Here is a 20,729-nt window from a genome sequence, read left to right as displayed (position 1 = left end):
GGGGAGCCTATCTACGAACAAGCTCAGAGCTTAAGGCCGGATCGGCTTCCCCAGAAAATCACTTATCACTATAAACTTTTTTGTGTCACATAATCCTGTGTTTTAGAGATGTATTTAATATACAAGGCCGGAATAAGCCTGTCCGCGCGTTAAGCGCAGGACTGGTGTTTCCGGCGCTCCGATGCCGGAAACACCCACCCTGGCTGACGCCGGGCAGGCTTATTCCGGCCTACATCCGAGTCATTCAGGCATTCATTCCAAATGGTGATCTTGAACAGACTTGTTGTATAACGTGAGCGCCGGAGCCTCGGAACGATGTGTTTTAACTATTTTCGTGCTTTTCGTGGACAACGTTTTTTTTATCATGTCCGTGCGTAACATCAGTGAATAATTTAAACAGGGCGTTTTGCGATGTGCAGCAGCGAGCATTAGCGAGGGCGAGTCACACCGATACAAGTCACAACCAGCGCTGCAAGCGGTGCAGCCAGTTCGCGCCGCTGTTGCCGTTGACAGGTAAATGCGGCAACGCCTCTTCGAGCAACCGGCCCAGCAGGTCATGGTCGATATCGGCTTGTAATTCGTGAGGGTTGCCGGGTTTGCCGGTGGCTTCCAGCTTCAATTCGCCATGCTGTTTTTGCATTGAAAAACCATTGCCGCAAACACGGCAATGTACGGTATCGCCGATTTTATGGTGTTTATGCACTACCACGACCGGCCCGCACATCGGGCAATTGTGCATTGGAATGCCGGCATCGCTGTGACCGATAATATCGTCCAGTTCGCCCGACTTGGCCTGGGCGATGAAGTTCAGGCCGAAACTACGGTCGAACTGGGTATCCAGGTTTATGGCGAGTTGTTCAATAGCCGCTTCCAGCGCCATGCCTTTACGATAGGGACGGGTGCTGGTCATTGCATCGAAAGCGTCGGCCAGTCCGACGATTTTGGCGGCGTTCGACATGGAACTGCCGTTCAGCCCGGCCGGATAACCCCGGCCGTCGATGCGCTCATGATGACCCAGCACCGCCTCCATCGCCAGCGGCGCCAACGGATGGCCCTGCAAAACCTGGGCGCCCAAATCGGGATGGGTTTTCATCACCGCATATTCGTTGTCGCTGAGTTTGCCCTTGTTGTTCAAAATGCTGTCCGGTACGCCCACCTTGCCCAGATCGTGCATAAAACCGCCCAGACCGGCAATCACGGCTTGTTGCTTGGAAAAACCGCAGGCCAGCGCCAACCGGACCGAAAACTGCGATACCCGCCACAAATGGCCGCCGGTGTAGGGATCGCGCGCTTCGACCAAAAACGCCATGCTGTAGAGGGTATGCAGTAAATCCTGGGTATGGGCTTTGGTTAGGGAATGTTTCATTTCGTTCTCCTGGGTTTATAGGGCTGATCATCGTGGCGATTAATATTTGCCACTAATTTTAAGTCGGAAAAGAAACGGAATTCCTTACAATGGCTAAAGGCTAAAGGCGGCCATGATGAAGCTTGGTTTTTCTCGTTCCCACGCAGCGCGTGGGAACGAGGGGAGCTTTCGAATCAAGCCGGACGGGACCTGTTGCTCCGTTCGAAGCGTCCCGCCTGTTCAGAACGTTGCAAATTAGACCTTCCAGATTAAAAACCTGGAAGGTCTGCATATTGGCATGTTTATCGCCTAACACCTAACGCCAGGTAAGGGGCTGTCGGAATGACAAAGCCCGCAGATACTTATGTATAACGATGAGCGCGCTACGTGGGAATGCAGTCAAGGCCTGTCCTGAGCTGTGTCGAAGGGCGCGCTATGCCGTTAGTCAACCTCTGTTTTATTTGTGCAAATTTGTGGCTAATTAAGGTTTTTAGGTTGATAGCCATGTTCCAGGCACTTCAAATCTAAAAAAGTTTTTGTAAGGAATACGGATAGTCTTCGACTGATGAGGTAGGAAGGCTTTATGGCATATGCCGCTAAAACTCTCCTGACATTCATTAATCACTTTTGGAGCATTCAGTATGAACAAAAAAACCTTATCTTTGACTTTGGGCGGAGCGCTTGCATCTTCTTTATTAAGCATGGCGCCGGCCATCCAGGCCGGTGAAAACCCGTTTTCGATGTCCAATATCAACACCGCGCAACAACTGGCGGCAGCCGACGAAAAAATGAACGAAGGCGGTTGCAGCGGTAAATTGAAAGAAGGCAAGTGCGGCGAAGGCAAATGTGGCGCCAACAAAAATAAAATGAAAGAGGGCGGCTGTAGCGGTGCGGCACAACCGGAAGAAAAAATGAAAGAAGGGGGATGCAGCGGCAAGATGAAAGAAGGCGGTTGCAGCGGCAAAATGTAGTAGCCAAAGGCCGCCAGTAACTCACGGGCGGCATTTAGAGTTGTCCGGAAAAATCTTCCGTCAAAACTTAAGGTCATCCGTTGTAGGGCTTGCCGTGCGCGCCTTGGGAGCTAAGGCGCGCACGGCAAGCCCTACATGCTCATGACAAACTTATCAAGATGGTTATAAATCGATAATTGGCTAAAAAACATGATGAAAACTTTTGCAGTTAACGGGGCAGGGCTGGGACTGCGACGGGAGCTTTTACCGTCGCTGGAACCGGATAACGTTCCCGAGGTGATTAATTTTTTTGAAGTGTCGCCGGAAAACTGGATAGACATAGGCGGCAGATTGGGCAAGATTTTCCGCGCTTATACGGAACGCCATGTCTTCGTGGCGCATGGTCTTTCGCTATCGCTGGGCGGCCCGGCGCCGTTGGACATAGCCTTTTTACGGCGTATGAAAGCGTTTCTCGACGAGCACAATTTCGCGCTTTATACCGAACACTTAAGTTTTTGCAGCGATGATCGTCATCACTACGATCTTTATCCTATTCCGTTTACCGAAGAAGCGGTGCGTCACGTTGCCGAACGGATTCGTATCGCTCAAGACATCCTTGAACGCCCGATTGCACTGGAAAACGCCTCTTACTACGTCAAGCCGCCGTTTGCGGAAATGGACGAATTGACGTTTATCAATGCGGTGTTGACGGAAGCCGATTGCGATTTTCATCTGGACGTGAACAACATTTATGTCAACAGCTTTAATCACAACTACGATGCCGCTACGTTTTTGCATGGCTTGTGCGGGGATCGGATTGTTTACGGGCATGTTGCGGGGCATGATTGGGACAAATCGGGGATGATTATCGACACGCACGGGCAAGCCGCGTGCGATCCCGTTTGGCTGTTATTGGAACTGGCTTACCAGACTTTCGGCGTGTTTCCGACCTTATTGGAGAGGGACTCTAATATACCGCCGTTAGCCGATTTGTTGGTGGAGGTCGGGCATATTGCCGACTTGCAGCGCCGTTTCGGCAATCGCTCCGGCATTGCGCCTTGTACCTCCGAGCGGATACCTCCTGTGCCGGCGCAAGTCGAGGGAGCAAGCGCATGAATGCCGAGATCATTCCCGCGTTTCAAGTTTTACAGCGGCAATTTTTGGCGCATTTGCGCGACCCCAAACAACAGCCTTTACCGGCAGGTTTTGCCCGGCAAGACGTCGGCGTCTATGTTGATTTGTTGTACAACAAATTCAATGACAGCCTGGAAACGTGTTTCCCCGTCACTCACTCGATTTTGGGTGAAACGGCTTGGCAGAAGTTACTTAAGACGTTTATTGCCCGGCATCGTTGCCTGTCGCCTTATTACCGGCAAATTCCCGACGAGTTTGTACTGTATCTGCAAAACGAAAGTCAGGCCGCTGACAATCCGCCGTTTCTGGCCGAACTGGCGCATTTTGAATGGATGGAACTGATTCTGTCGATTGCAGAAGCCGAACCGGTCGCGACTGAAACGCTATCTGATGAGCAATTAATGGATGCGCCGTTGGTATTTACGCCGGTCATGAGGTTGCTGCATTACGTTTGGCCGGTGCAGCAAATCAGCCGGACCTATCAACCTGATGAGCCGCCATCTGCTTCCACGCACATTCTCGGTTTCCGCGATTCCACCGACCGGGTGCAGTTTATCGCCCTCAACCCGGCGACCGCCGGTCTGGTGCTGCGCCTGCAAAAACGCAATACGGCAACGCAAGTGCTGCAAGAGTTAGGCAAGGATTTAACGGCTTCGGAACTGTCGAATTTGCTGCTGTTCGGTAAAAGCATTCTGGCCGATTTGCATCGGCAGGGCGCGATTATCGGCATTCATTCCCATTAACCTTAAGCCGGACAAGCCGAAACCGAAATTAAAAGCTTTTATTCACCACGAACGACTTGTATGGACAGATATTCGCTCCTCGGTAATTGCTCCTGCATTACTCTACCTCCTGTATCCATACAGTCGTGCAATATCTGCATTCACCCCATCCCTGTGGCTTAGCAACGCAGGGAGCAGTTGCCGAGACACAGGCCGATAGGCAGACCTTCCAGGTTTTTAAAACCTGGAAGGTCTAATTTGGGCGAGAAGGGTCGATGTAACCCGTTGTTCATTCGTGGCTCAACTGCGTTTTCCATGATTAACTATTTTATAGAGTACATACGCTATGAACTATCATTCTTTACCCGGCCATGACTGCGCTATCTGCGCCGTTTCTTCTGCAATCAGTCGAGTCCGCGCCTGTCCCGGCAAGCTGTCTCAGTGGTTCGACAGCAACGCGCAAGGCATGGCGCCGCTATTTCCAAGATTACTGCTGGCTTATGAATTCGGCGAGGCCGGGCTGGAAAAACTTAACGGCGACAACTGGTTTGCCGACTTGACCTTTCCGTTTCCAATTAGTCTACTGCCTGCCGACGTCAGTTGGACATTGGCTACCGGCCTGGAAATTATTGCGCCGGTGGCGCTGGTCTTAGGTTTTGCTACCCGGTTTTTCAGTCTGGCATTAATGCTGTTGACCGTGGTGGCGATTGCTGCCGTACACTGGCCCGCCGAATGGCATAGCCTTGCCGAACTGTGGAAAGGCTATGCCATCACCGATCAGGGGTACGGCAATTACAAACTGCCATTGATGTATTTGCTGATGCTGTGCTCGCTGCTGCTGAGCGGCAGCGGCCGGTTAAGTGTTGATTTCCGGCTTAAGTCCTTGTCAATCGCCGACAAAATCATTCACAATCAAACTAAGTGTAAGGGGGAAATATGCACAAAAAACACCTGATCTGGCTGCTGCCGATAGCGGTAGCCGTCTTCTTTCTATTCGACGGCCCGCAACTGTTAAGCCTGGACAACATACGCGAGCACCGGCAGGCATTGACGGATTTTACCGACCGGCATTACCTGCTGATGCTGCTCGCTTGCGGCATCGGTTACAGCCTGTCCACCGCGTTAAGTCTGCCGGGCGGTACGGTGTTGTCATTGTTGTTGGGTTTGCTGTTCGGGCGCTGGATGGGCACCTTGTTGATCCTGATTTCCGCGACAGTGGGGGCAACGGCGCTGTTCTGGATGGCGCGTTACCTGTTGGCGGACTGGGCCGAACAGCGTTTGCGCAGTAACACGCTTGCTAAAAAACTGCTGGACGGCTTTCAGGCCGATGCCTTTAGTTACCTGCTGTTTCTGCGGCTGGTGCCTGCGTTTCCGTTCTGGCTGGTGAATCTAGCTCCGGCGTTTACACCGGTATCGTTGCGGATTTATGTGATGACCACGTTTATCGGCATCATGCCCGGCAGTTTCGTGTTCGCCAATCTGGGGCAGTCCCTGGGCAGTATCCAGCGTCTGGATCAATTGCTGTCGACGCAAACTTTGTTGGCTTTTAGCCTGCTGGGCGTATTGTCATTATTGCCTGTAGGGCTGAAACGCTTGCAGGCCAAACAAGTGAACGGAGCATAGGCATGAGAGGATTACCGGCCGTATTATTGACGGTTTTAGTTATGCAGGACTTGGCTGCCGAACCTACATTGCCGCTGGGTGAGTTCAGCCGCAATCGGCTCGACGGCTGGGAACGTAAAGATTTTAAAGGCGAGACCCGTTACCGCTTGCAAACCGTGGATGGCGTCGTGGTGTTGCAAGCCGAGAGTCATGCATCAGGCTCCGGGTTGTTCAAGGAACAGCGCATCGATCTCGAACAAACGCCGTTCCTGAATTGGTCATGGCGCATTGCCGACCGCTTGAGCGGGTTGAATGAACAAAGCAAGCCCGGCGACGATTACGCCGCCCGTATTTATGTGGTAGTCAAAGGCGGTCTGGCGTTTTGGCAGACCAAAGCGATTAATTATGTCTGGGCAGGCAACACCGGCAAAGACACCGTCTGGCCCAACGCTTTTGCCGGCGATCATGCGATGATGATAGCTGTGCGCGGCCCCGAGGCGGCGCTGAACGTCTGGCACAGCGAAAAGCGCAATGTCCGCGCCGACCTGCAAAAACTGTTCGGCGAAGACTTGAACGCTATCGATGCGGTGGCGCTGATGACCGATACCGACAACAGCGGCGGCCGCGTTTCGGCCTATTATGGCGACATTTGGTTTTCCAAGGATTAATAACAATGCACGATACCCAACCGCTACTGGCAGATAGCGATTTTCCTGCCATTTTCCGCAAACCGCTGGAAATCCTGCAAGTCAATCTCGGCTATTTGTGCAATCTGAGTTGTACGCATTGCCATGTCAACGCCGGGCCAAAACGCACCGAGCTGATGAGTTTGGCAACGCTGGAGCAAGTGCTGGCAGTTGCCGAAGCCGCGAATATTCATACCCTGGATTTAACCGGAGGCGCCCCGGAAATGCATCCGCATTTTCAGTATCTGGTGACCAAAGCGCGAAGTCGGGGCATCAACGTCATTGATCGCTGCAATCTGACCATATTGGAGGATAAGCGCTATGCCGGATTGGCGGAGTTTTTGGCCGAGCAGCAGGTGGAAATCGTCGCGTCTTTGCCGTGTTATCTTGAAGAAAACGTCGATAAACAGCGCGGTAAAGGCGTGTTCAAGGACAGCCTGGCGGCATTGCAACGCTTGAACCGATTAGGTTACGGACAGAAACTGCAACTTAACCTGGTTTACAACCCGCAGGATGCGGTATTGCCGCCGGACCAACAAAACCTGGAACAGGCCTATAAACAGCATTTGCAGCAACATTACGGCATCGTATTCAATCGCCTGTATGTGATGGCCAACATGCCGATCCAGCGTTTCGGCAGCATGCTGGTCAGTCAGGGCCGCTTTGACGCTTACCTGGAATTATTGCGCGGCAGTTTTAAAAAGGACAATCTCGACCATCTGATGTGCCTGAATACAGTGAGCGTCGATTGGCAGGGCAGTGTTTACGATTGCGACTTTAACCAGATGCTGGAGATGCCGCTCGGCGCGGCGGCAGGGCGTATTCATATCGGCGATGTGTTGCCGCAGATACTCAACGGTGCAAGCATCGCCACCGCCGCGCATTGTTACGGTTGCACGGCGGGGCAGGGCAGTAGCTGCGGCGGTGCATTGGAGACAAGTCGGTCATGAAATGTTTTTGGTTTTACTCGCCACGAAGACACGAAGAGCACGAAGGAAAGCATAAGCTTCGTGTCTTCGTGTCTTCGTGTCTTCGTGGTGAATAATTAATTCATGGCAGGCCTGCGCGATGTGCAAGTCTGGCTCTGCGCGGCCTCTATCTTGCCCTGAATCACCCCGGCCAGGTATTGCGCATCCTCGGCGATCCCCAGAAAGCGGCCGGAACCCCAGGTGTTGAGCCAGGGCAAACCGATGAAATAGAGCCCCTCTTCGTTGGTTATTCCGCGCTGGAATTGCGGATGACCCTGGGCATCGAAAGCCGGTAGCTCTATCCAGCTGTAATCCGGGCGGAAACCGATCGCCCACACGATGGAGGTGATGCCCGCGGCATCCGCATCTACAGTCAATGGATCGAATTCGGGTTCCCAGACTTTCCTGAACGCCGGTTCCTCCGGCGCATCGATACCGTTCTCCGCAATATAGCGGTCAATATCCTTGCGTATACGCACATACACGTCGTCGGCCTCGTCGAGGTTTTGGGTTAAATCAGTTTTGAATTCCAGCGTGGCGCCTTGGATATTGGCCATGCTGCCATACAGATTGACGCCTTCCAGCGCAAACTTGCGCAAATCGATTTCATGGCCGCCGTCACGCCCGGTCAGATAGTGGTTGGTCTTGTGGCGAACCGCATCGCCCAGTGGATGATTATCAAAAGTCAGCTTGTAAAAGCCCAGATCGTACAGCCATTCCGTCGTTTCCCGGCCGCGATACAGGCGCGGCGAACGGGGGGCGTTGCCGACTGCCAAATGCACTTTACGACCCGCCAAATGCAGGTCTTCCATCAGCTGTACGCCGGATTGCCCGGTACCCACGACCAGCACCTCACCGGCAGGAAGGGATTGCGGATTGCGGTATTGCACGGAATGGATCTGGGTAATGTGGGCGGGAAGATTTTTGGCATAATCCGGAATAATCGGAATATCGTAGCCGCCCGTTGCCACGACCAAGTGATCGGCGGTGAACTCGCCGGCGCTCGTCGTCACTTCAAGCCAGCCCTGTTTGCCCCGGCGGACGCGAGTCACGGCCACGCCTTCGTTCAGCGGTGCGTTGATCTTTTCGGCAAAAGCCTCGACATACTCGACAATCTGGTCCTTAAGCATGAAGCCTTGCGGATCGTCGCCTTGATACGGAAAATCCGGCAGGCGGCATTGCCAGTTCGGGGTCACCAGGCAAAAGCTGTCCCAGCGGTCGTTGCGCCAGGAATGGGCGATCCGGTTTTTTTCAAAGACGATGTGGCTGATATTCAGTTTTTGCAGGTAATAGCTGACCGACAAACCGGCCTGGCCGCCGCCGACGATGATGACTTGATAATGGGGGTGTGGATTATTTTGTTGATTATTCATGGGGTTCTCTCTTTGTTGTTGTGTGGCGGTTTGTGATTTCTGAGTGCCGGGTCTCGGAAGCTCACCCTGTTTTTGCTCGCATTCCCACGCGCTTGCGCTTATCGTTATACACATCTCGACGTAGGCCGGAATAAGGCCGCCCAAGCGTAGCGCGAGGTGGCGTTTCCGGCTTGCCGCACAGTTTCGCCGGAAACACCCGCCCTTGCTTACGCCGGGCGGGCTTATTCCGGCCTACGTCCGAGGCGGTTATTCCAGCGTCTATGGCGAAATCACGATCTTTGCTCTCGTTCCCACGCGCTACGTGGGAATGCAGTCAAGGCGCGCTGCGCCGCGAGTCACGGTCAATGTCTTGTGCGCATACGGGATGCAGCGCGTCCAGCGCCGCGTCACTGGCATTAAGTTAAGAAATTACGCTGGTTCCCACGCTCCAGCTTCACGAGACGGGAAGCTGGAGCTTCCTCCACTGAATTCCCAAGCTGGAGCTTGGGAACCAGCGCAAACCCTCTTTTTCTGGAGATGGCTTTACCATCAGCTCGGTTTTGGATGGACTTACCCGATAAACGCTTCCACCAAAACCTTCGGGTTTTCAGTGTCCGAAAATCGCGAAGCGATAGTTTCAATTTCGGCCAGCTGAGTCATTGCGCTGGAGCAGGTGTAACCGTATTTCTGGCGAACCCGCTCGCTGGCGATTTGCAGAGCTGCCCGGCTACGGGCGAGAAAATCCTCCAGCTCGTAGGTTTCGCCCGGATTGAAAAAATCCTTGATCACCTGCGATGGTGAATAACAAAGGGTGGCGGATTGGTCCGGCCAGCGGACGCGAAAACGCATTTCAGGCATGGGTAATTCCTCTTACCGTAAAAGTTGCAAAGCGGTTAGCTTAGGTAGGGTACGCTGTGCGTACCTTTGTAATCTTCATAAAAATCAATGTGGAAGGTACGCGCAGCGTACCCTACGCTCCCTGCTTGAGTTTTGGGCCGCAACCGGTCAACGGTTCTGCATGCAAATCCCATAACAGTTGCTCGCTGTCGGCATCGGCAAGACGAAGGCGGCCGGACGCATCGGTTTCGCCGATCACCGCGCAACTAATGCCGCGCCGGGAGAAATGCCCGATTATGGCTTCGGTATGTTCATCTTCCGCGCTCAGCACAAAGCCGTAACTGGGAAAACAGCACAGCCAGCGCTCTAACGGAATATCCGGCGGGCGCGGTATAGCGGTCACGTCGATCACGCCGCCCAAGCCGGAACACTCCAACAGCATCAGCACCGTGCCGATCATGCCGGCCATGCTGATGTCCTTCGCGGCTCCGCACAGCCCGGCTTCGGCGAGCTGCGGCAATAGTTCCAAATCCTCGCGCAATCGTTCGGGCGGCGAACCGGTACTCGCATCCCACCAAGCATGGGGTTCGCGAAAATGCCCTCGCAAATCGATCGCCGCCAGCAGCTTTTGCCCGGCTTTTGCCGCAAAACTGCTGAGCAATTTATTGGCGCGGCCGAGAATCGCCACCGATAGTTGCGGCCGATCGTTGCGAAGATTGCTGTGCCCGCCGGCGATGGGTACGCGATAAATTTCGGAGGCGGCGGTCATGCCTTCCAGCACCGGCCGGGCTTGCTCTGAGCCGTCGCTCCAGATCGCATCGACCACGGCAATCGGCCTGCCGCCCATTGCGTAAATGTCGCTGACGTTGACCATCACGCCGCAGTAACCGGCAAACCAAGGCTGGGCGGCGACAAACTCGTTCAGGAAACCTTCGGCCGCGAACAGTAAAAAACCGTCCCGGTCGCGAATGGCAGCGCAGTCGTCGCCCAGCGCGATTGCGCCGTTCTCCTGAAACGGCATGCGCTTGGCGAGCATGTCCGTTACCGCGGCAATGTCGCGCTTGTGCGCCAAGCCGAGGCTTTGTCTTATGCTCTGAGTCAGCCGGGCTAAATCGCTCATGCCGCAACCCTGCCTGTTGCAATAAAACCGGTCGCGCCGTCGGCATAAGGTGGATACCAATCCAAATCGGCTTGCATTAAATGATGCGGCCTGCCGTGCAGCTCGATTTCCTGTAGCGAGCGCCAGTGCAGGCGACGAAACAACGGTACATTGCGGCTTTGCACCTGCGCCAAAAAAGTGTGACAGTCCTGGGCATGGGCGCTGGTGACCGCGAGACGAATCAGCGCCGCGCCCAGGTTGCCCTGTTTACGGTAGTCGGCCGCGACCGCCAACCGCGAGCCCCACCAGATGCCTGATTCGGCTTGGTGAATGCGGACGGTGCCGACCACTTCATCGGGCAGGCCGCCGACGCAGGCAATCGCGACAATCGGCGTGGCAACCCGGTCGATGTCATCAATATCATCGCCATGGAAAACACCTTGTTCCTCGCAAAACACCGCCTGCCGTAAGCGCAGCATTTGCTCGCGTTCCCAGTCCTGAGTCACCCATTTGACCAGGTACTCGTTGGGCACAAAATGATTGATAGCTTCGTTCAGCATGTCAGGCCTCATAACTGGAAAGGGCCGAGCAAGCGCCGCATTTGGCGCAGCCTGCTTTCATGTCGGCGGCGCGGAGCCCGGCTTGTTTCAACATAGCGCCCAACGGTTGCAAAATATCCTGCATGAAGCGCGGATCGGGCGAGGGATGATCAGCCAGCGGTGTGCCGGTAATCGGTATGAAAGGTACGACGAACGGATAAACGCCTTTGCCGATCAATTGCTCGCAAACGGACAGGACCGCTTCCGCGGTATCGCCGAGTCCGGCCAAAATGTAAGTGCTGACTTCGCCCCGCCCGAACACCGCGACCGCCGCATCGAAAGCGTCCATATAACGTTCCAGCGGCACACTGGCCTTGCCTGGCATGATGCGGTTACGGACTGCCGGGGTGACGGCTTCCAGATGCATGCCCAGGCTGTCGATGCCTGCATCTTTCATACGTTTGAACCAAATATCATCGTCCGGCGGTTCGCATTGGCCTTGAATCGGCAGATCGACGGCGGCTTTCACCGCGACGGCGCTTTCGCACAGAATCGCAGCGCCGCGATCGGTCAGGTTCGGCGTACCCGTGGTGATGACCATGTGCTTGACGCCGTCCAGCTCTACCGCGGCACGGGCGACTTCGGCCAATTGCTCCGGGGTTTTGCGAAGGATGGTAAGACCGGCTTTCAGCGATTGCTCAATCGCGCAAAACTGGCAGGATTTTTTGCGATTGCTGTAGCGGATGCAGGATTGCAGTACCGTCGTAGCCAGCACGTCCGCCGCATGCAGCGTGGCGATATGGGAGTAGGGCACGCCGTCCTCAGTTTTTAAACCGTAAAAGCGCGGCTGGCGGGGGAATGCAATCGAATCGATTGCGCGGCCATCGCGGCGAATGATACTGATGCCGTGTTCATCCGGACGGCTGGCGATAAACGGTGAGTTGATCGCTCCGGCTATGGCGATCGGCACCATGATGGTCTTGCCGCCCAGGGTAACGGCTTTGTGGTCGGACGGACCGGCACCGCCGCGGCGAACGGCCATGCCTGATTCGGCGTCCTCCAGCCGCAATCCCAACGATTGCAGTTCGGTGATTAGCTGTGCTTCGGTTCTATTCATGGCTGGGTTGCTCGCTGCTGTGGGGGATTGGAAAAGGAGCCGGTATCGACTCATCGCTAAACATCGGCGCCGTCGGCCGGTCGTTGATCCTCAGGCTTAACAGTTCGGGACGGGTGTAATGGCCGACCGAATCCATCATGCGTTTGCGTTTGGTGATCAGCGACATATCCAGGTCGGCGATGACCATGCCTTCGCCGGAGCGCAAGGGTTCGGCCAGATGCTGGCCTTCGGGCGAGATGATCGCGGTGCAACAGCCGCCGCGCAGGGCTTTTTGCAAATCGGGATCTGGCGTCACCGATTCTATCTGCTCGTCGCTTAACCAGCCGGTCGCGTTGATCACGAAGCAGCCGGATTCCAACGCGTGGTGGCGGATCGTGACTTCGATCTGCTCGGCGAAAATCGGCCCGACCAAGGAGCCGGGAAACTGGCTGCAATGGATTTCCTCATGTTGCGCCATCAATGCGTAGCGGGCCAGCGGGTTGTAATGTTCCCAGCAGGCCAATGCGCCGATGCGGCCGATGCCGGTCTCGACCACTTTAAGGCCGGACGCGTCGCCTTGGCCCCAGATCATCCGTTCATGATAAGTCGGGGTGATTTTGCGGCGTTTTAATATCAGGTTGCCGCACTCGTCGAAAATCAGTTGGGTGTTGTAAAGGCTGCCGTGGTCGCGCTCATTGACGCCCAGCACCACGACTACGCCCAGCGCACGGGCTTGGGCGGCAACCGCATCGGTGACCGGTCCCGGCACGGTCGGTGCATGTTCGTAGAGTTTTAGATGCTCGCGGCCAGCGGCGACCGGCGGAAGCACGAACGAAAAATACGGGTAGTAAGGCACAAAAGTTTCCGGGAATACCACCAGCTGAGCGCCTTCTTTGGCCGCATCGCTGATGGCCTGGCACACTTTGTCGATAGTGCCGGTGGCCGAATCGAACACCGGTGAAATCTGTACTGCTGCCGCTCTGGCGATTTTTTTCGATGTCACAATCTGTACTCCTATTCTGAAAAAGCTGTTAAGCCACGGATTGCACGGATGAACAACGGTAATGTTTTACCCGTGTCTATCTATGTAAACCGGTGGCTAATTAAAAAAATGATTTACATCGTCCAGGTGTCCAGAATGAAAGCATTCTCGCGACGATGGATCAGCACGATGTCCAATACATCCAGCGGACTGACCGGACGGATGCCTTCGATCAGGCTGGGTTCGCCGTGTCCGTACAAGGCTTGCAGCGCGAACCGGCAGGCATAGACTTTGCCGCCTTCGGCCATGAACTTGTTGATTTGGGTGGTGTAGTTTTGGTGCCCCGGAAAAGCCTCGTCGCCCAAGCGCGGAAAGCCGCGCTGAATGCCCAGCGTCACGCCCGGTCCGTACAACAGGATCGAGGTTTCAAAGCCTTTGCGTTGCAAACGGGTCGCCTGCAACAGATTCACGAAACCGATGGAACCTTCAAAGGCGACGGTGTGGAATTTCACCAAGGCTTTCTCGCCCGGTTCTGCTTTGACGTCCTCGAATACTTTTTCTTCGTAATCCACAAAAAAATCGCCGTTGACGTGGGCCGGTTTTTGAACTGCTGGCATGGAATGCTCCTTGTTATGAGTAAAAAACCCTGCACCAATGGCGCGGTGCAGGGAGGGTTACGGCTGTCAATCAATGAGGGGGATTGACGGAAGATAGTTTACGAGCGAGGCAGTATTACTGACAGATTCAGGAAAAAATGATTTTTAGGGTACAGATCTCGGTTTAAGCTATCTGTTCTGCTTAATGAAGCGGATAACTGTTATGGATAAACCGGATTTATCGTTCTTGCGTTTTAATACTTGCTCCGTTCCCACGCGCTGCGAGGGAATGCAGTTAAAGGCGCGCTGCGCCGCGAGCCACAGTTAGCGGATAGAAGTACACATCGTATAAATACAGGACGCAGCGCGTCCGGCATTGCATTCCCACGCAGCGCGTGGGAACGAGGGATATGAGAGGGGCTGGAGCGATACAATATGAAAAAATTAAATAACTAAGCGGTACAGTTATGCTAAATTTGCCGGACAGACAACCGCATAAATTTAAACCCCATGAAACATCTTTATGAAACCGTAGCAGAAAATATCCTCGCCCATATCGAACAGGGCGTTTACCGCTCCGGCGAGCGCTTGCCCGGCATACGCCGTTTAAGTCAACAATTGAACGTAAGCGTATCGACCGCGCTTGAAGCCTACCGGCTGTTGGAAGACCAAGGCCGAATCCAGGCTAGAGCACGTTCGGGCTACTATGTCAGCACTGTTCACCGGCTACCGATCACCGAACCCGATATTTCCGAACCGTCAGCGATGCCTTCCCGAGTGACAGGCCAATCCCTGACACGGCAGATTCTGCTGGCCGCTAAAGATCCTTACCAGATCAATCTGGGATCTTCGGTACCCGCCCCGGCATTTTTACCGACACGGATTCTGCAACAAGCCACCCAAAAAGTGGTGCGCCTGTTTGAAAAACGCTGTTTCGACACCGACGAATTGCTGGGCAATCAGGAGCTTCGCCGCCAGATCGCCAAGCGCATGGTCGAGTTGAATTGTGCGGTCAGTCCCGATGATATAGTCATCACCCATGGCGCCAGGGATGCGGTCCGGCTCGCGTTGATGGCGGTCTGCAAGCCGGGCGATGTGATCGCTATCGAATCGCCGACATTTTACGGTTTGTTGCAGGTCATTGAATCCTGCGGCATGGAAGCGCTGGAAATCCCGACTCATCCGCGCGAGGGCGTTTCCCTGGAAGCGCTGCAACTGGCTATCGAACAGTGGCCGATCAAAGCCTGCCTGCTGATTTCCAACTACAACAACCCGCTTGGTTCCTGCATGTCGGACGATAGAAAGAAAACCCTGGTCGCGATGTTGGAAAAAAACGGCATCCCGCTGGTCGAGGACGATGTCTATGGCGATTTGGGCTTCGGATTAAAACGGCCATCGGTCGCCAAGGCCTGGAGCCAACAAGGCGAGGTGCTGTATTGCTCGTCCTTTGCCAAAACCTTGTCGCCGGGCTTGCGCGTCGGCTGGCTGGTTCCGGGCCGTCACATGAAAAAAGTGGAGAACCTCAAATACATGCTGCACCAAGCCACTCCGACGCTAAATCAACTGGTCATTGCCCATTTGCTGGAGCAGGGCGGTTACGACCGCTATCTGCGGCAAGTCCGGCAGGAATATGCCCAGAGCGTGACGCGCATGGTGAAGGCGGTGAGTCTGTTTTTTCCTGCGGGCACTAAGGTGACTCAGCCGGAGGGCGGTTTCGCGTTGTGGGTCGAGCTGCCGGAACATGTCGATGCGATGGAGCTGCATCGCTGCGCGAGTCTGGAAGGTATCATCATCGCGCCGGGGCCGTTGTTTTCGGCTACGCAAAAGAAATACGGTAATTTCATCCGGCTCAGCTGCGCGGTTCCCTGGAATGATAGGCTGGAACGGGCGTTGAAAAAGCTGGGGGATATGGCTGGGGAATTAATGGCGGGTTAAATAATCAGTAGCTCAGTCTGCATAACCATTACGCCATAACTCATATTCGCTAATATCAATATCATCGTTCCAACTTACCGCATAACCACCTTGCTCGACTTTAACGCTTTTAAAAAAAGCGGCATTTTTTAACGCGGCAAACATGGTTTTGTTTAATAGCGGCTTTACATCGTAGCGACGTTTTTCGTGGGTCGTAAATTCAACTAATAATTGGTAATCGTCCATTGGCTGGACAGCGAGAATTTTAGGATAGTTCATAATAATTACTCCAGCGGCGGCAGTTTATGGAACTGTTGTTCCGTCCACATGACCATCAATTCGGTTTGATAGCGTGTCGCCCATTCAATAACCATCTTCGTGCTAGTTCCCAAGCTCCCGCTTGGGAATTCAGTACGGGAAGCTCTAGCTTCCCGGCTCGCAAAGCTAAAGCTTTGCTCACTGGGTTCCCAAGCGGGAGCTTGGGAACCAGCGTAACTTTTGAGGCTCACCGCAACCTACGGCCTGTTGTTAAAACGTGCCTGGCATTTTCTGAATCGGAATTGAACATCCCGAGAATTCGCTTGCATTTGACCAGCGATGTTTTTCTGAATGAATTTCTTGATGAAATTCAAGAGAGAATGAATGCTTGTCCATATTGGCAAAAAAAGTTTGTACATGTTCGTACTCACTGTCTGATTTCAAGATTTCAAAAACCAATTTCTTTGTTTCTGCACTGACTCGACAGCCAAAAGTTATCGACTTTATGGATTTCTTGTTGATTCGAAAAAGGTTGACATTAGGTTTGTCTCTGTTATCTGCATTGATGAGAGGATTGAAGTATCTCCACTCATTTTCATATCTCCACTCAGGGCTCTTTTGAAGATAAATGCAATGGGTGTCTTCGCAAATTTCCTCAAATGTGCAAACAGGTCTTTCATTGGTATAGATGACTCTCTCTCTGCTTCTCCCGCAATAAAGTGTGGGTGAAACTCTATTGCAAAGCCGGTATGCTTGTCGCAATAGTGTGCCCACATAAGCAGGTTTCGTCTGGGGTCATCTTCGTAACCTAAAAATAATGCTGGGTTTGGGTTTGTATCATACGATGCACTTAGGGATAACACTCCATGCTCGCTGGCATATTTCTCAATAATGCTTCGGTGCTCTTCGATTTGATGAAATCGCTCTGTGGAGAAGTCCAAGTCAGCTTGCGAATATTCCAATTCGGTGCTGCCTCTTTCGATCCAATCTCTTGTGAAGTGAGTAACGCAAGGATTTAGCTCGAATGGATCGTTAAAGTCAGCTGGTTGAGTGAATCGAATCATCCCCTTCTTAAGGATGTCCGTTCTTTCTTTTGTGACAAATTTAAAGAATGAACTCGGCTTTTTCATTTTGCGGATTCTTTTGCATCAAGTGGGCGTAGTACGTCATAGTGCCGGCCGTCGAGTTTATCTATTTTTTGATAAAAAGCACATCACCAAGACAATCCTGAAACACCGCATCGTAAGTCACAATACATAGCTTCTCGTACTTGGCTTGGGCGATCAACAATCGATCGAACGGGTCTTTATGATGATCGCCCAGTTCGAGAACCATTTGGGCATGGTAAGGCGTGATATTCAGCCATTGAAAACCTTGCGCTTCAATATCTTCGGCGATATGTTCCGAGGGCAAGGGCATTTTACCCAAACCGTTTTTGATTGCCATTTCCCAGACCGTAACCGAACTGACCAATGCGCCTTCAGCCTGAATACGTTCGATGATCGGGCGGTGCTTGATTTCGCCCATCAGCCAGTCGTAAACAATACAAGTATCAAGCAGCAGGCGCATTGTTGCTGTCGTTGAATAGTTGTTCTACTTCGGCGTTGGTCTCGGCGGAATTCCAGTCCGCCGAATAAGCGGCACGGCCTTTCCAGGCACCGGGAGGGGCGACTTTGTTGGCCGTATATTTGACAAGTTTGGCGACGGGTACGCCGTTACGGGCGATCACGACTTCCTCATCTCTCTCGGCGGCAACAATGAGGCTGGATAAGTTGTTTTTGGCTTCGAGTATGTTGACTTGCATGGAGAATACCTGGGCTAAGTTGGCTAATGTTAGCCAACTTAATTGGATTGGCCTTTATTGTCAAGAGAGCGCCTCTTCCAATCAAGGCTAGCTCATTAAAAACAAATCGGCGGTGGAGAAAGTCAGGGTTAAGTCAATCCGGCGAGCTAAGCAGTTGCCGAACTTGTTCATGCAGTTCCGGGAAATCGGCGTGGATGGTTTCCCCAAAACCAATTCAAAGTCTACTTTATCCTGTCCGCCACCCTGCGGGTGAGTGAAAAGGTTAAGTCAACAGCATTGTTTTTGATGCCCAGTCTCCGGTGTAAAACGCTATTCCCGGACAGTCTCCTAAGCCGCATCGGGAACTATCCGGTTACGGCGCAACACCTCCAGGTAAACATCCGGCTCGGGGCGGATACGGTAGTTATCGGTCTCATGCGTCCAGATGACCTTGCCGTTGTTGCCGGTAATGATGACGGTCGGCAGTACGGTTTCGCTGTCGTAGCCCATCATCTGCATGCCCATCGGCAAGCCGTGAGCTTGCGCTATGCCCAATGCGCGGGCGGCGGCGTTGCCCTCGTCGGTTATGAAATCGAATTCCACGCCGAATTTTTTCGCCAAAGCCTCGGTATTGCTGTGCGGCTGCGGGGAAATCAGCGCAATCCGGACGCCGAGAGCACTGATGTCTCTATACCGGCTCGCCAGTTCCTTGATCTGGGCCATGCACAAAGGGCACCAGTTGCCGCGGAAGAAAATCAGGATGGCCGGTTTGTCGGTTAACTGTGCCGAGGTTACGGTTGCACCACTGGCGTTCCTGACAGTAAAGCCGGGCAAAGTAGAGCCAATCTTGAGCTTTGCGCTGGGTTGGCGTCCGCCATAGGTTGAAAACCAGTAGGCATACAGTAAAAAACCGAACCATCCGGCCAGCGCCAATGCCGGGGCGATGGCACTTGCGCCTTGACCATACCAGGCCCAAACGGCAAGGCCTACGCCGACTGCGCCCAGGAAATTAATAAACGGAAAATGGGCGCTGGTGCGCGCCACGTTTTTGAACAGCATCAGCCGGGTAATCACCATCAACAGCGGCCCGGCAGTCAGTATTGCGCCGCTCCAGGCGATTGGGTTCCCGCCCTGGTACAGCATCCATCCGGCATAACCGGCAATAGCCATCATCAGCGTCATGTAATTGCTGATAAATATCGATTTAAGTAGATTCATCATCGGTTCCTTATGTCGGTTATGCGGTGCTGTAGGCGCGGATAAATCCGCACCTACAAACGCTCAAGTTATTACGAGTCAATTATCCTGACGCCTGACTCATCGCGCGAATAGCATCGGTGGTGACGGCTTGTCCGCCGACGCCCCATTGGCCCGAAGCGACATCCTCGATGATCACCCAAGTGACCGGCCTTAAGCCTTCGCCTTCTACGGATACGATCGCATCGGTGACCTTGCTGATGATTTCCTGTTTTTGTTGTAGCGATAAATAACCGCTGATACCTTTGATTTGTACGAGTGGCATGGTGTTTCTCCTGTCAAAATGATTGTGTTGTTAAACGCGGATTTTTACTGGCCGCAGGATGAGCCGGAACTGGTTTGACGGCATGATCCTGTGGCCTGTTCAAGGAATTCCTGCTGCGTCACCGGCAAGGAAAACATCGGCCAGTTGTTCTCGACGGAAATACGGTACTGTTCGAGACTGATGGTCGCGCCGGCATCGGTGATGCCGAACACCCGATAGCCCTTGTCGTAGGCGGAACGCATCGTAGACTCGATGCAGATATTGGTCAGCTGTCCCGCAAGCGCTATGGTGGTGATGCCATGGGCGCGCAGCACGAAATCGAGGTTGGTTCCGGCGAACGCATCGATGCTGGATTTTCCGTCGATCACAATGTCGCTGTCCCGGCGGGCAATGACCGGTGCGATTTCGGCGCCCCAAGTCTCCTTGATCAAAGCGCCTGCATCTTTCACCGTTGCCATGATGCCGTAAGGCGCATGGCCCATCTCCCTGTAATCCGGGGAGAATTGGATGGGCGTATGCACGATCAGCATGCCTTGTTCCCGTGCACCCTTGATCAGTTGGTTAAGGTTAGCTATGACATTGTGTTTTTCGAGCACGGGTTTCAGCAGGGGATACAGCTTGCCGCCCTCGCTGAGAAAGTCGTTCTGTAGTTCCAACAGGACGACTGCGGTCTGTTTTGCATTCATAGGGGGTTCCTTCAATTGAGTTGGTTGCTGGTTGCGATCAAGCGCACTGCTTGTTGCACTGGGTCGGGGCATTCCATTCCTCGGCTTTGAATTGACTGTCCAGCGGCGCATGAATAATATGATTGGCGTAGTTGCTGAGGGTTTTCATCGTTACGCCCAGCACTACTTCCAGCACCTGCGACCGACTGTATCCTGCGGCGATAAAATTATCCAAGGCTATGCCGGTTACCTTACCGCGCTGTTCGACCACGGCGCGAGTAAAGGTTGCCAAGGCATCCAGTTTTTTGTCCGGCAACGGCTGTTGTTCACGCAGTGCATCGACAATAGCGGCATCGGCCTTGGCTTTATGTTTGGCCAGCATTGAATGGACGGCTACGCAGTAAATGCAATGGTTTTCGACACTGGCGGCAAGCAGTACGACTTGTTGCTCGACCGGAGTCAGCGAGGTTTTGTCGAGGATGACGCCCAGGTTAAGATAGGCTTGCAATACCGCCGGCGATTCGGCGAGGCCGCCCAGCAAGTTCGGCAAAAAGCCGAATTTTTGCTGGGCGCCGTCAAGCAGCGGCTGGGCAGCAAGAGGCGCATTTTGGATGGAATAAATATTAAATTGGGACATACTGTCTCTCCTGTTTTTTTGATTAATCTGAATAGGTTTTGC

24 protein-coding genes are annotated in these 20,729 nt (G+C 53.5%); 8 read left to right on the top strand and 16 right to left on the bottom strand.

Annotation, left to right across the window (positions count from 1 at the left end; all coding sequences use genetic code 11):
* Positions 1-457: 457 nt before the first annotated feature.
* The gene (locus Q8L79_RS09155) at positions 458-1,366 is read right to left on the bottom strand and encodes an HD-GYP domain-containing protein (RefSeq protein WP_305270258.1); all 909 of its coding nucleotides are present in this window, start codon (positions 1,364-1,366) and stop codon (positions 458-460) included.
* A 620-nt stretch (positions 1,367-1,986) separates the two neighbouring features.
* Between Q8L79_RS09155 and Q8L79_RS09150 the strand changes: the two genes are divergently transcribed.
* The 7 genes from Q8L79_RS09150 (at position 1,987) to arsS (ending at position 7,389) form a co-directional block, all read left to right on the top strand.
* Entirely contained in the window at positions 1,987-2,316 is a 330-nt protein-coding gene (locus tag Q8L79_RS09150; protein ID WP_305270256.1) for a hypothetical protein, read from the top strand.
* A gap of 189 nt (positions 2,317-2,505) precedes the next feature.
* Positions 2,506-3,411: a DUF692 domain-containing protein gene (locus tag Q8L79_RS09145; protein ID WP_305270254.1), complete on the top strand. Its 906-nt coding sequence runs from the start codon at positions 2,506-2,508 to the stop codon at positions 3,409-3,411.
* Complete coding sequence (locus Q8L79_RS09140; protein WP_305270252.1) at positions 3,408-4,172, top strand: DUF2063 domain-containing protein; 765 nt, start codon at positions 3,408-3,410, stop codon at positions 4,170-4,172. Before Q8L79_RS09145 ends, Q8L79_RS09140 begins: the two co-directional genes overlap by 4 nt.
* A 325-nt stretch (positions 4,173-4,497) precedes the next feature.
* A complete protein-coding gene (locus Q8L79_RS09135; protein ID WP_305270250.1) occupies positions 4,498-5,106 on the top strand; it encodes a DoxX family protein in 609 nt (202 codons plus the stop codon).
* Positions 5,088-5,774, top strand: a complete 687-nt coding sequence (locus Q8L79_RS09130; RefSeq protein ID WP_305270248.1) for a TVP38/TMEM64 family protein — start codon at positions 5,088-5,090, stop codon at positions 5,772-5,774. Before Q8L79_RS09135 ends, Q8L79_RS09130 begins: the two co-directional genes overlap by 19 nt.
* A gap of 2 nt (positions 5,775-5,776) precedes the next feature.
* Positions 5,777-6,421, top strand: a complete 645-nt coding sequence (locus Q8L79_RS09125) for a DUF3047 domain-containing protein (protein ID WP_305270246.1) — start codon at positions 5,777-5,779, stop codon at positions 6,419-6,421.
* A gap of 5 nt (positions 6,422-6,426) precedes the next feature.
* Complete coding sequence (gene arsS / locus Q8L79_RS09120) at positions 6,427-7,389, top strand: arsenosugar biosynthesis radical SAM (seleno)protein ArsS (protein ID WP_305270244.1); 963 nt, start codon at positions 6,427-6,429, stop codon at positions 7,387-7,389.
* 95 nt (positions 7,390-7,484) lie between these two features.
* Here the strand turns inward: arsS and Q8L79_RS09115 are convergent, their stop codons facing one another.
* The 7 genes from Q8L79_RS09115 to Q8L79_RS09085 all read right to left on the bottom strand — a co-directional run bounded on the left by Q8L79_RS09115 (position 7,485) and on the right by Q8L79_RS09085 (position 13,929).
* Positions 7,485-8,894 (bottom strand): MSMEG_0569 family flavin-dependent oxidoreductase, encoded by a 1,410-nt coding sequence (locus Q8L79_RS09115; RefSeq protein WP_305270242.1) that lies wholly within the window; start codon positions 8,892-8,894, stop codon positions 7,485-7,487.
* Positions 8,895-9,329: 435 nt separating this feature from the next.
* Positions 9,330-9,617, bottom strand: coding sequence for an MSMEG_0570 family nitrogen starvation response protein (locus tag Q8L79_RS09110; RefSeq protein WP_305270241.1), 288 nt, complete (start codon positions 9,615-9,617; stop codon positions 9,330-9,332).
* Positions 9,618-9,729: 112 nt separating this feature from the next.
* Positions 9,730-10,716 carry a sll0787 family AIR synthase-like protein gene (locus tag Q8L79_RS09105; protein WP_305270239.1) on the bottom strand — a complete coding sequence of 329 codons (987 nt, stop codon included), beginning with the start codon at positions 10,714-10,716 and terminating at the stop codon, positions 9,730-9,732.
* The gene (locus Q8L79_RS09100) at positions 10,713-11,255 is read right to left on the bottom strand and encodes an MSMEG_0567/Sll0786 family nitrogen starvation N-acetyltransferase (protein WP_305270237.1); all 543 of its coding nucleotides are present in this window, start codon (positions 11,253-11,255) and stop codon (positions 10,713-10,715) included. Before Q8L79_RS09100 ends, Q8L79_RS09105 begins: the two co-directional genes overlap by 4 nt.
* A gap of 1 nt (position 11,256) precedes the next feature.
* Positions 11,257-12,351 (bottom strand): MSMEG_0568 family radical SAM protein, encoded by a 1,095-nt coding sequence (locus Q8L79_RS09095; RefSeq protein ID WP_305270235.1) that lies wholly within the window; start codon positions 12,349-12,351, stop codon positions 11,257-11,259.
* Positions 12,344-13,333, bottom strand: a complete 990-nt coding sequence (locus tag Q8L79_RS09090; RefSeq protein ID WP_305270233.1) for a Nit6803 family nitrilase — start codon at positions 13,331-13,333, stop codon at positions 12,344-12,346. The genes Q8L79_RS09095 and Q8L79_RS09090 overlap by 8 nt, the downstream gene beginning before the upstream one ends.
* A 113-nt stretch (positions 13,334-13,446) precedes the next feature.
* Positions 13,447-13,929 (bottom strand): MSMEG_0572/Sll0783 family nitrogen starvation response protein, encoded by a 483-nt coding sequence (locus Q8L79_RS09085; protein ID WP_305270231.1) that lies wholly within the window; start codon positions 13,927-13,929, stop codon positions 13,447-13,449.
* Between the two features lie 489 nt (positions 13,930-14,418).
* Here Q8L79_RS09085 and Q8L79_RS09080 point away from each other — a divergent pair, with 489 nt between their 5' ends.
* On the top strand, positions 14,419-15,843 hold the full coding sequence (locus Q8L79_RS09080; RefSeq protein ID WP_305270229.1) for a PLP-dependent aminotransferase family protein: 1,425 nt from the start codon (positions 14,419-14,421) through the stop codon (positions 15,841-15,843).
* A 12-nt stretch (positions 15,844-15,855) separates the two neighbouring features.
* Here the strand turns inward: Q8L79_RS09080 and Q8L79_RS09075 are convergent, their stop codons facing one another.
* From Q8L79_RS09075 to Q8L79_RS09040, 8 genes are all read right to left on the bottom strand, one after another.
* A complete protein-coding gene (locus Q8L79_RS09075) occupies positions 15,856-16,101 on the bottom strand; it encodes a DUF2442 domain-containing protein (RefSeq protein WP_305270228.1) in 246 nt (81 codons plus the stop codon).
* A gap of 482 nt (positions 16,102-16,583) precedes the next feature.
* Positions 16,584-17,210, bottom strand: a complete 627-nt coding sequence (locus Q8L79_RS09070) for a DUF2971 domain-containing protein (RefSeq protein WP_305270226.1) — start codon at positions 17,208-17,210, stop codon at positions 16,584-16,586.
* A gap of 61 nt (positions 17,211-17,271) precedes the next feature.
* The gene (locus tag Q8L79_RS09065; RefSeq protein WP_305270224.1) at positions 17,272-17,649 is read right to left on the bottom strand and encodes a type II toxin-antitoxin system VapC family toxin; all 378 of its coding nucleotides are present in this window, start codon (positions 17,647-17,649) and stop codon (positions 17,272-17,274) included.
* A complete protein-coding gene (locus Q8L79_RS09060) occupies positions 17,633-17,884 on the bottom strand; it encodes a type II toxin-antitoxin system Phd/YefM family antitoxin (protein WP_305270222.1) in 252 nt (83 codons plus the stop codon). The genes Q8L79_RS09065 and Q8L79_RS09060 overlap by 17 nt, the downstream gene beginning before the upstream one ends.
* Positions 17,885-18,211: 327 nt before the next feature.
* On the bottom strand, positions 18,212-19,081 hold the full coding sequence (locus Q8L79_RS09055; RefSeq protein ID WP_305270220.1) for a peroxiredoxin-like family protein: 870 nt from the start codon (positions 19,079-19,081) through the stop codon (positions 18,212-18,214).
* A gap of 82 nt (positions 19,082-19,163) precedes the next feature.
* Positions 19,164-19,385, bottom strand: coding sequence for a 4-oxalocrotonate tautomerase family protein (locus Q8L79_RS09050; protein WP_305270218.1), 222 nt, complete (start codon positions 19,383-19,385; stop codon positions 19,164-19,166).
* Positions 19,386-19,429: 44 nt separating this feature from the next.
* Positions 19,430-20,071 (bottom strand): cysteine hydrolase family protein, encoded by a 642-nt coding sequence (locus Q8L79_RS09045; protein ID WP_305270216.1) that lies wholly within the window; start codon positions 20,069-20,071, stop codon positions 19,430-19,432.
* Positions 20,072-20,108: 37 nt separating this feature from the next.
* A complete protein-coding gene (locus Q8L79_RS09040) occupies positions 20,109-20,687 on the bottom strand; it encodes a carboxymuconolactone decarboxylase family protein (RefSeq protein ID WP_305270214.1) in 579 nt (192 codons plus the stop codon).
* Between the last annotated feature and the right edge of the window lie 42 nt (positions 20,688-20,729).

Source organism: Methylobacter sp., from assembly GCF_030680395.1.
Lineage (GTDB): Bacteria > Pseudomonadota > Gammaproteobacteria > Methylococcales > Methylomonadaceae > Methylobacter_A.
This window is presented reverse-complemented; position numbering and strand designations above follow the sequence as displayed.

Coding starts and splice junctions, on each gene's coding strand:
- Q8L79_RS09155 (WP_305270258.1), bottom strand. CDS start 1,366: ATGAAACATTCCCTAACCAAAGCCCATACCCAGGATTTACTGCATACC.
- Q8L79_RS09150 (WP_305270256.1), top strand. CDS start 1,987: ATGAACAAAAAAACCTTATCTTTGACTTTGGGCGGAGCGCTTGCATCT.
- Q8L79_RS09145 (WP_305270254.1), top strand. CDS start 2,506: ATGATGAAAACTTTTGCAGTTAACGGGGCAGGGCTGGGACTGCGACGG.
- Q8L79_RS09140 (WP_305270252.1), top strand. CDS start 3,408: ATGAATGCCGAGATCATTCCCGCGTTTCAAGTTTTACAGCGGCAATTT.
- Q8L79_RS09135 (WP_305270250.1), top strand. CDS start 4,498: ATGAACTATCATTCTTTACCCGGCCATGACTGCGCTATCTGCGCCGTT.
- Q8L79_RS09130 (WP_305270248.1), top strand. CDS start 5,088: ATGCACAAAAAACACCTGATCTGGCTGCTGCCGATAGCGGTAGCCGTC.
- Q8L79_RS09125 (WP_305270246.1), top strand. CDS start 5,777: ATGAGAGGATTACCGGCCGTATTATTGACGGTTTTAGTTATGCAGGAC.
- arsS (WP_305270244.1), top strand. CDS start 6,427: ATGCACGATACCCAACCGCTACTGGCAGATAGCGATTTTCCTGCCATT.
- Q8L79_RS09115 (WP_305270242.1), bottom strand. CDS start 8,894: ATGTGTATAACGATAAGCGCAAGCGCGTGGGAATGCGAGCAAAAACAG.
- Q8L79_RS09110 (WP_305270241.1), bottom strand. CDS start 9,617: ATGCCTGAAATGCGTTTTCGCGTCCGCTGGCCGGACCAATCCGCCACC.
- Q8L79_RS09105 (WP_305270239.1), bottom strand. CDS start 10,716: ATGAGCGATTTAGCCCGGCTGACTCAGAGCATAAGACAAAGCCTCGGC.
- Q8L79_RS09100 (WP_305270237.1), bottom strand. CDS start 11,255: ATGCTGAACGAAGCTATCAATCATTTTGTGCCCAACGAGTACCTGGTC.
- Q8L79_RS09095 (WP_305270235.1), bottom strand. CDS start 12,351: ATGAATAGAACCGAAGCACAGCTAATCACCGAACTGCAATCGTTGGGA.
- Q8L79_RS09085 (WP_305270231.1), bottom strand. CDS start 13,929: ATGCCAGCAGTTCAAAAACCGGCCCACGTCAACGGCGATTTTTTTGTG.
- Q8L79_RS09080 (WP_305270229.1), top strand. CDS start 14,419: ATGAAACATCTTTATGAAACCGTAGCAGAAAATATCCTCGCCCATATC.
- Q8L79_RS09075 (WP_305270228.1), bottom strand. CDS start 16,101: ATGAACTATCCTAAAATTCTCGCTGTCCAGCCAATGGACGATTACCAA.
- Q8L79_RS09070 (WP_305270226.1), bottom strand. CDS start 17,210: ATGAAAAAGCCGAGTTCATTCTTTAAATTTGTCACAAAAGAAAGAACG.
- Q8L79_RS09065 (WP_305270224.1), bottom strand. CDS start 17,649: ATGCGCCTGCTGCTTGATACTTGTATTGTTTACGACTGGCTGATGGGC.
- Q8L79_RS09060 (WP_305270222.1), bottom strand. CDS start 17,884: ATGCAAGTCAACATACTCGAAGCCAAAAACAACTTATCCAGCCTCATT.
- Q8L79_RS09055 (WP_305270220.1), bottom strand. CDS start 19,081: ATGAATCTACTTAAATCGATATTTATCAGCAATTACATGACGCTGATG.
- Q8L79_RS09050 (WP_305270218.1), bottom strand. CDS start 19,385: ATGCCACTCGTACAAATCAAAGGTATCAGCGGTTATTTATCGCTACAA.
- Q8L79_RS09045 (WP_305270216.1), bottom strand. CDS start 20,071: ATGAATGCAAAACAGACCGCAGTCGTCCTGTTGGAACTACAGAACGAC.
- Q8L79_RS09040 (WP_305270214.1), bottom strand. CDS start 20,687: ATGTCCCAATTTAATATTTATTCCATCCAAAATGCGCCTCTTGCTGCC.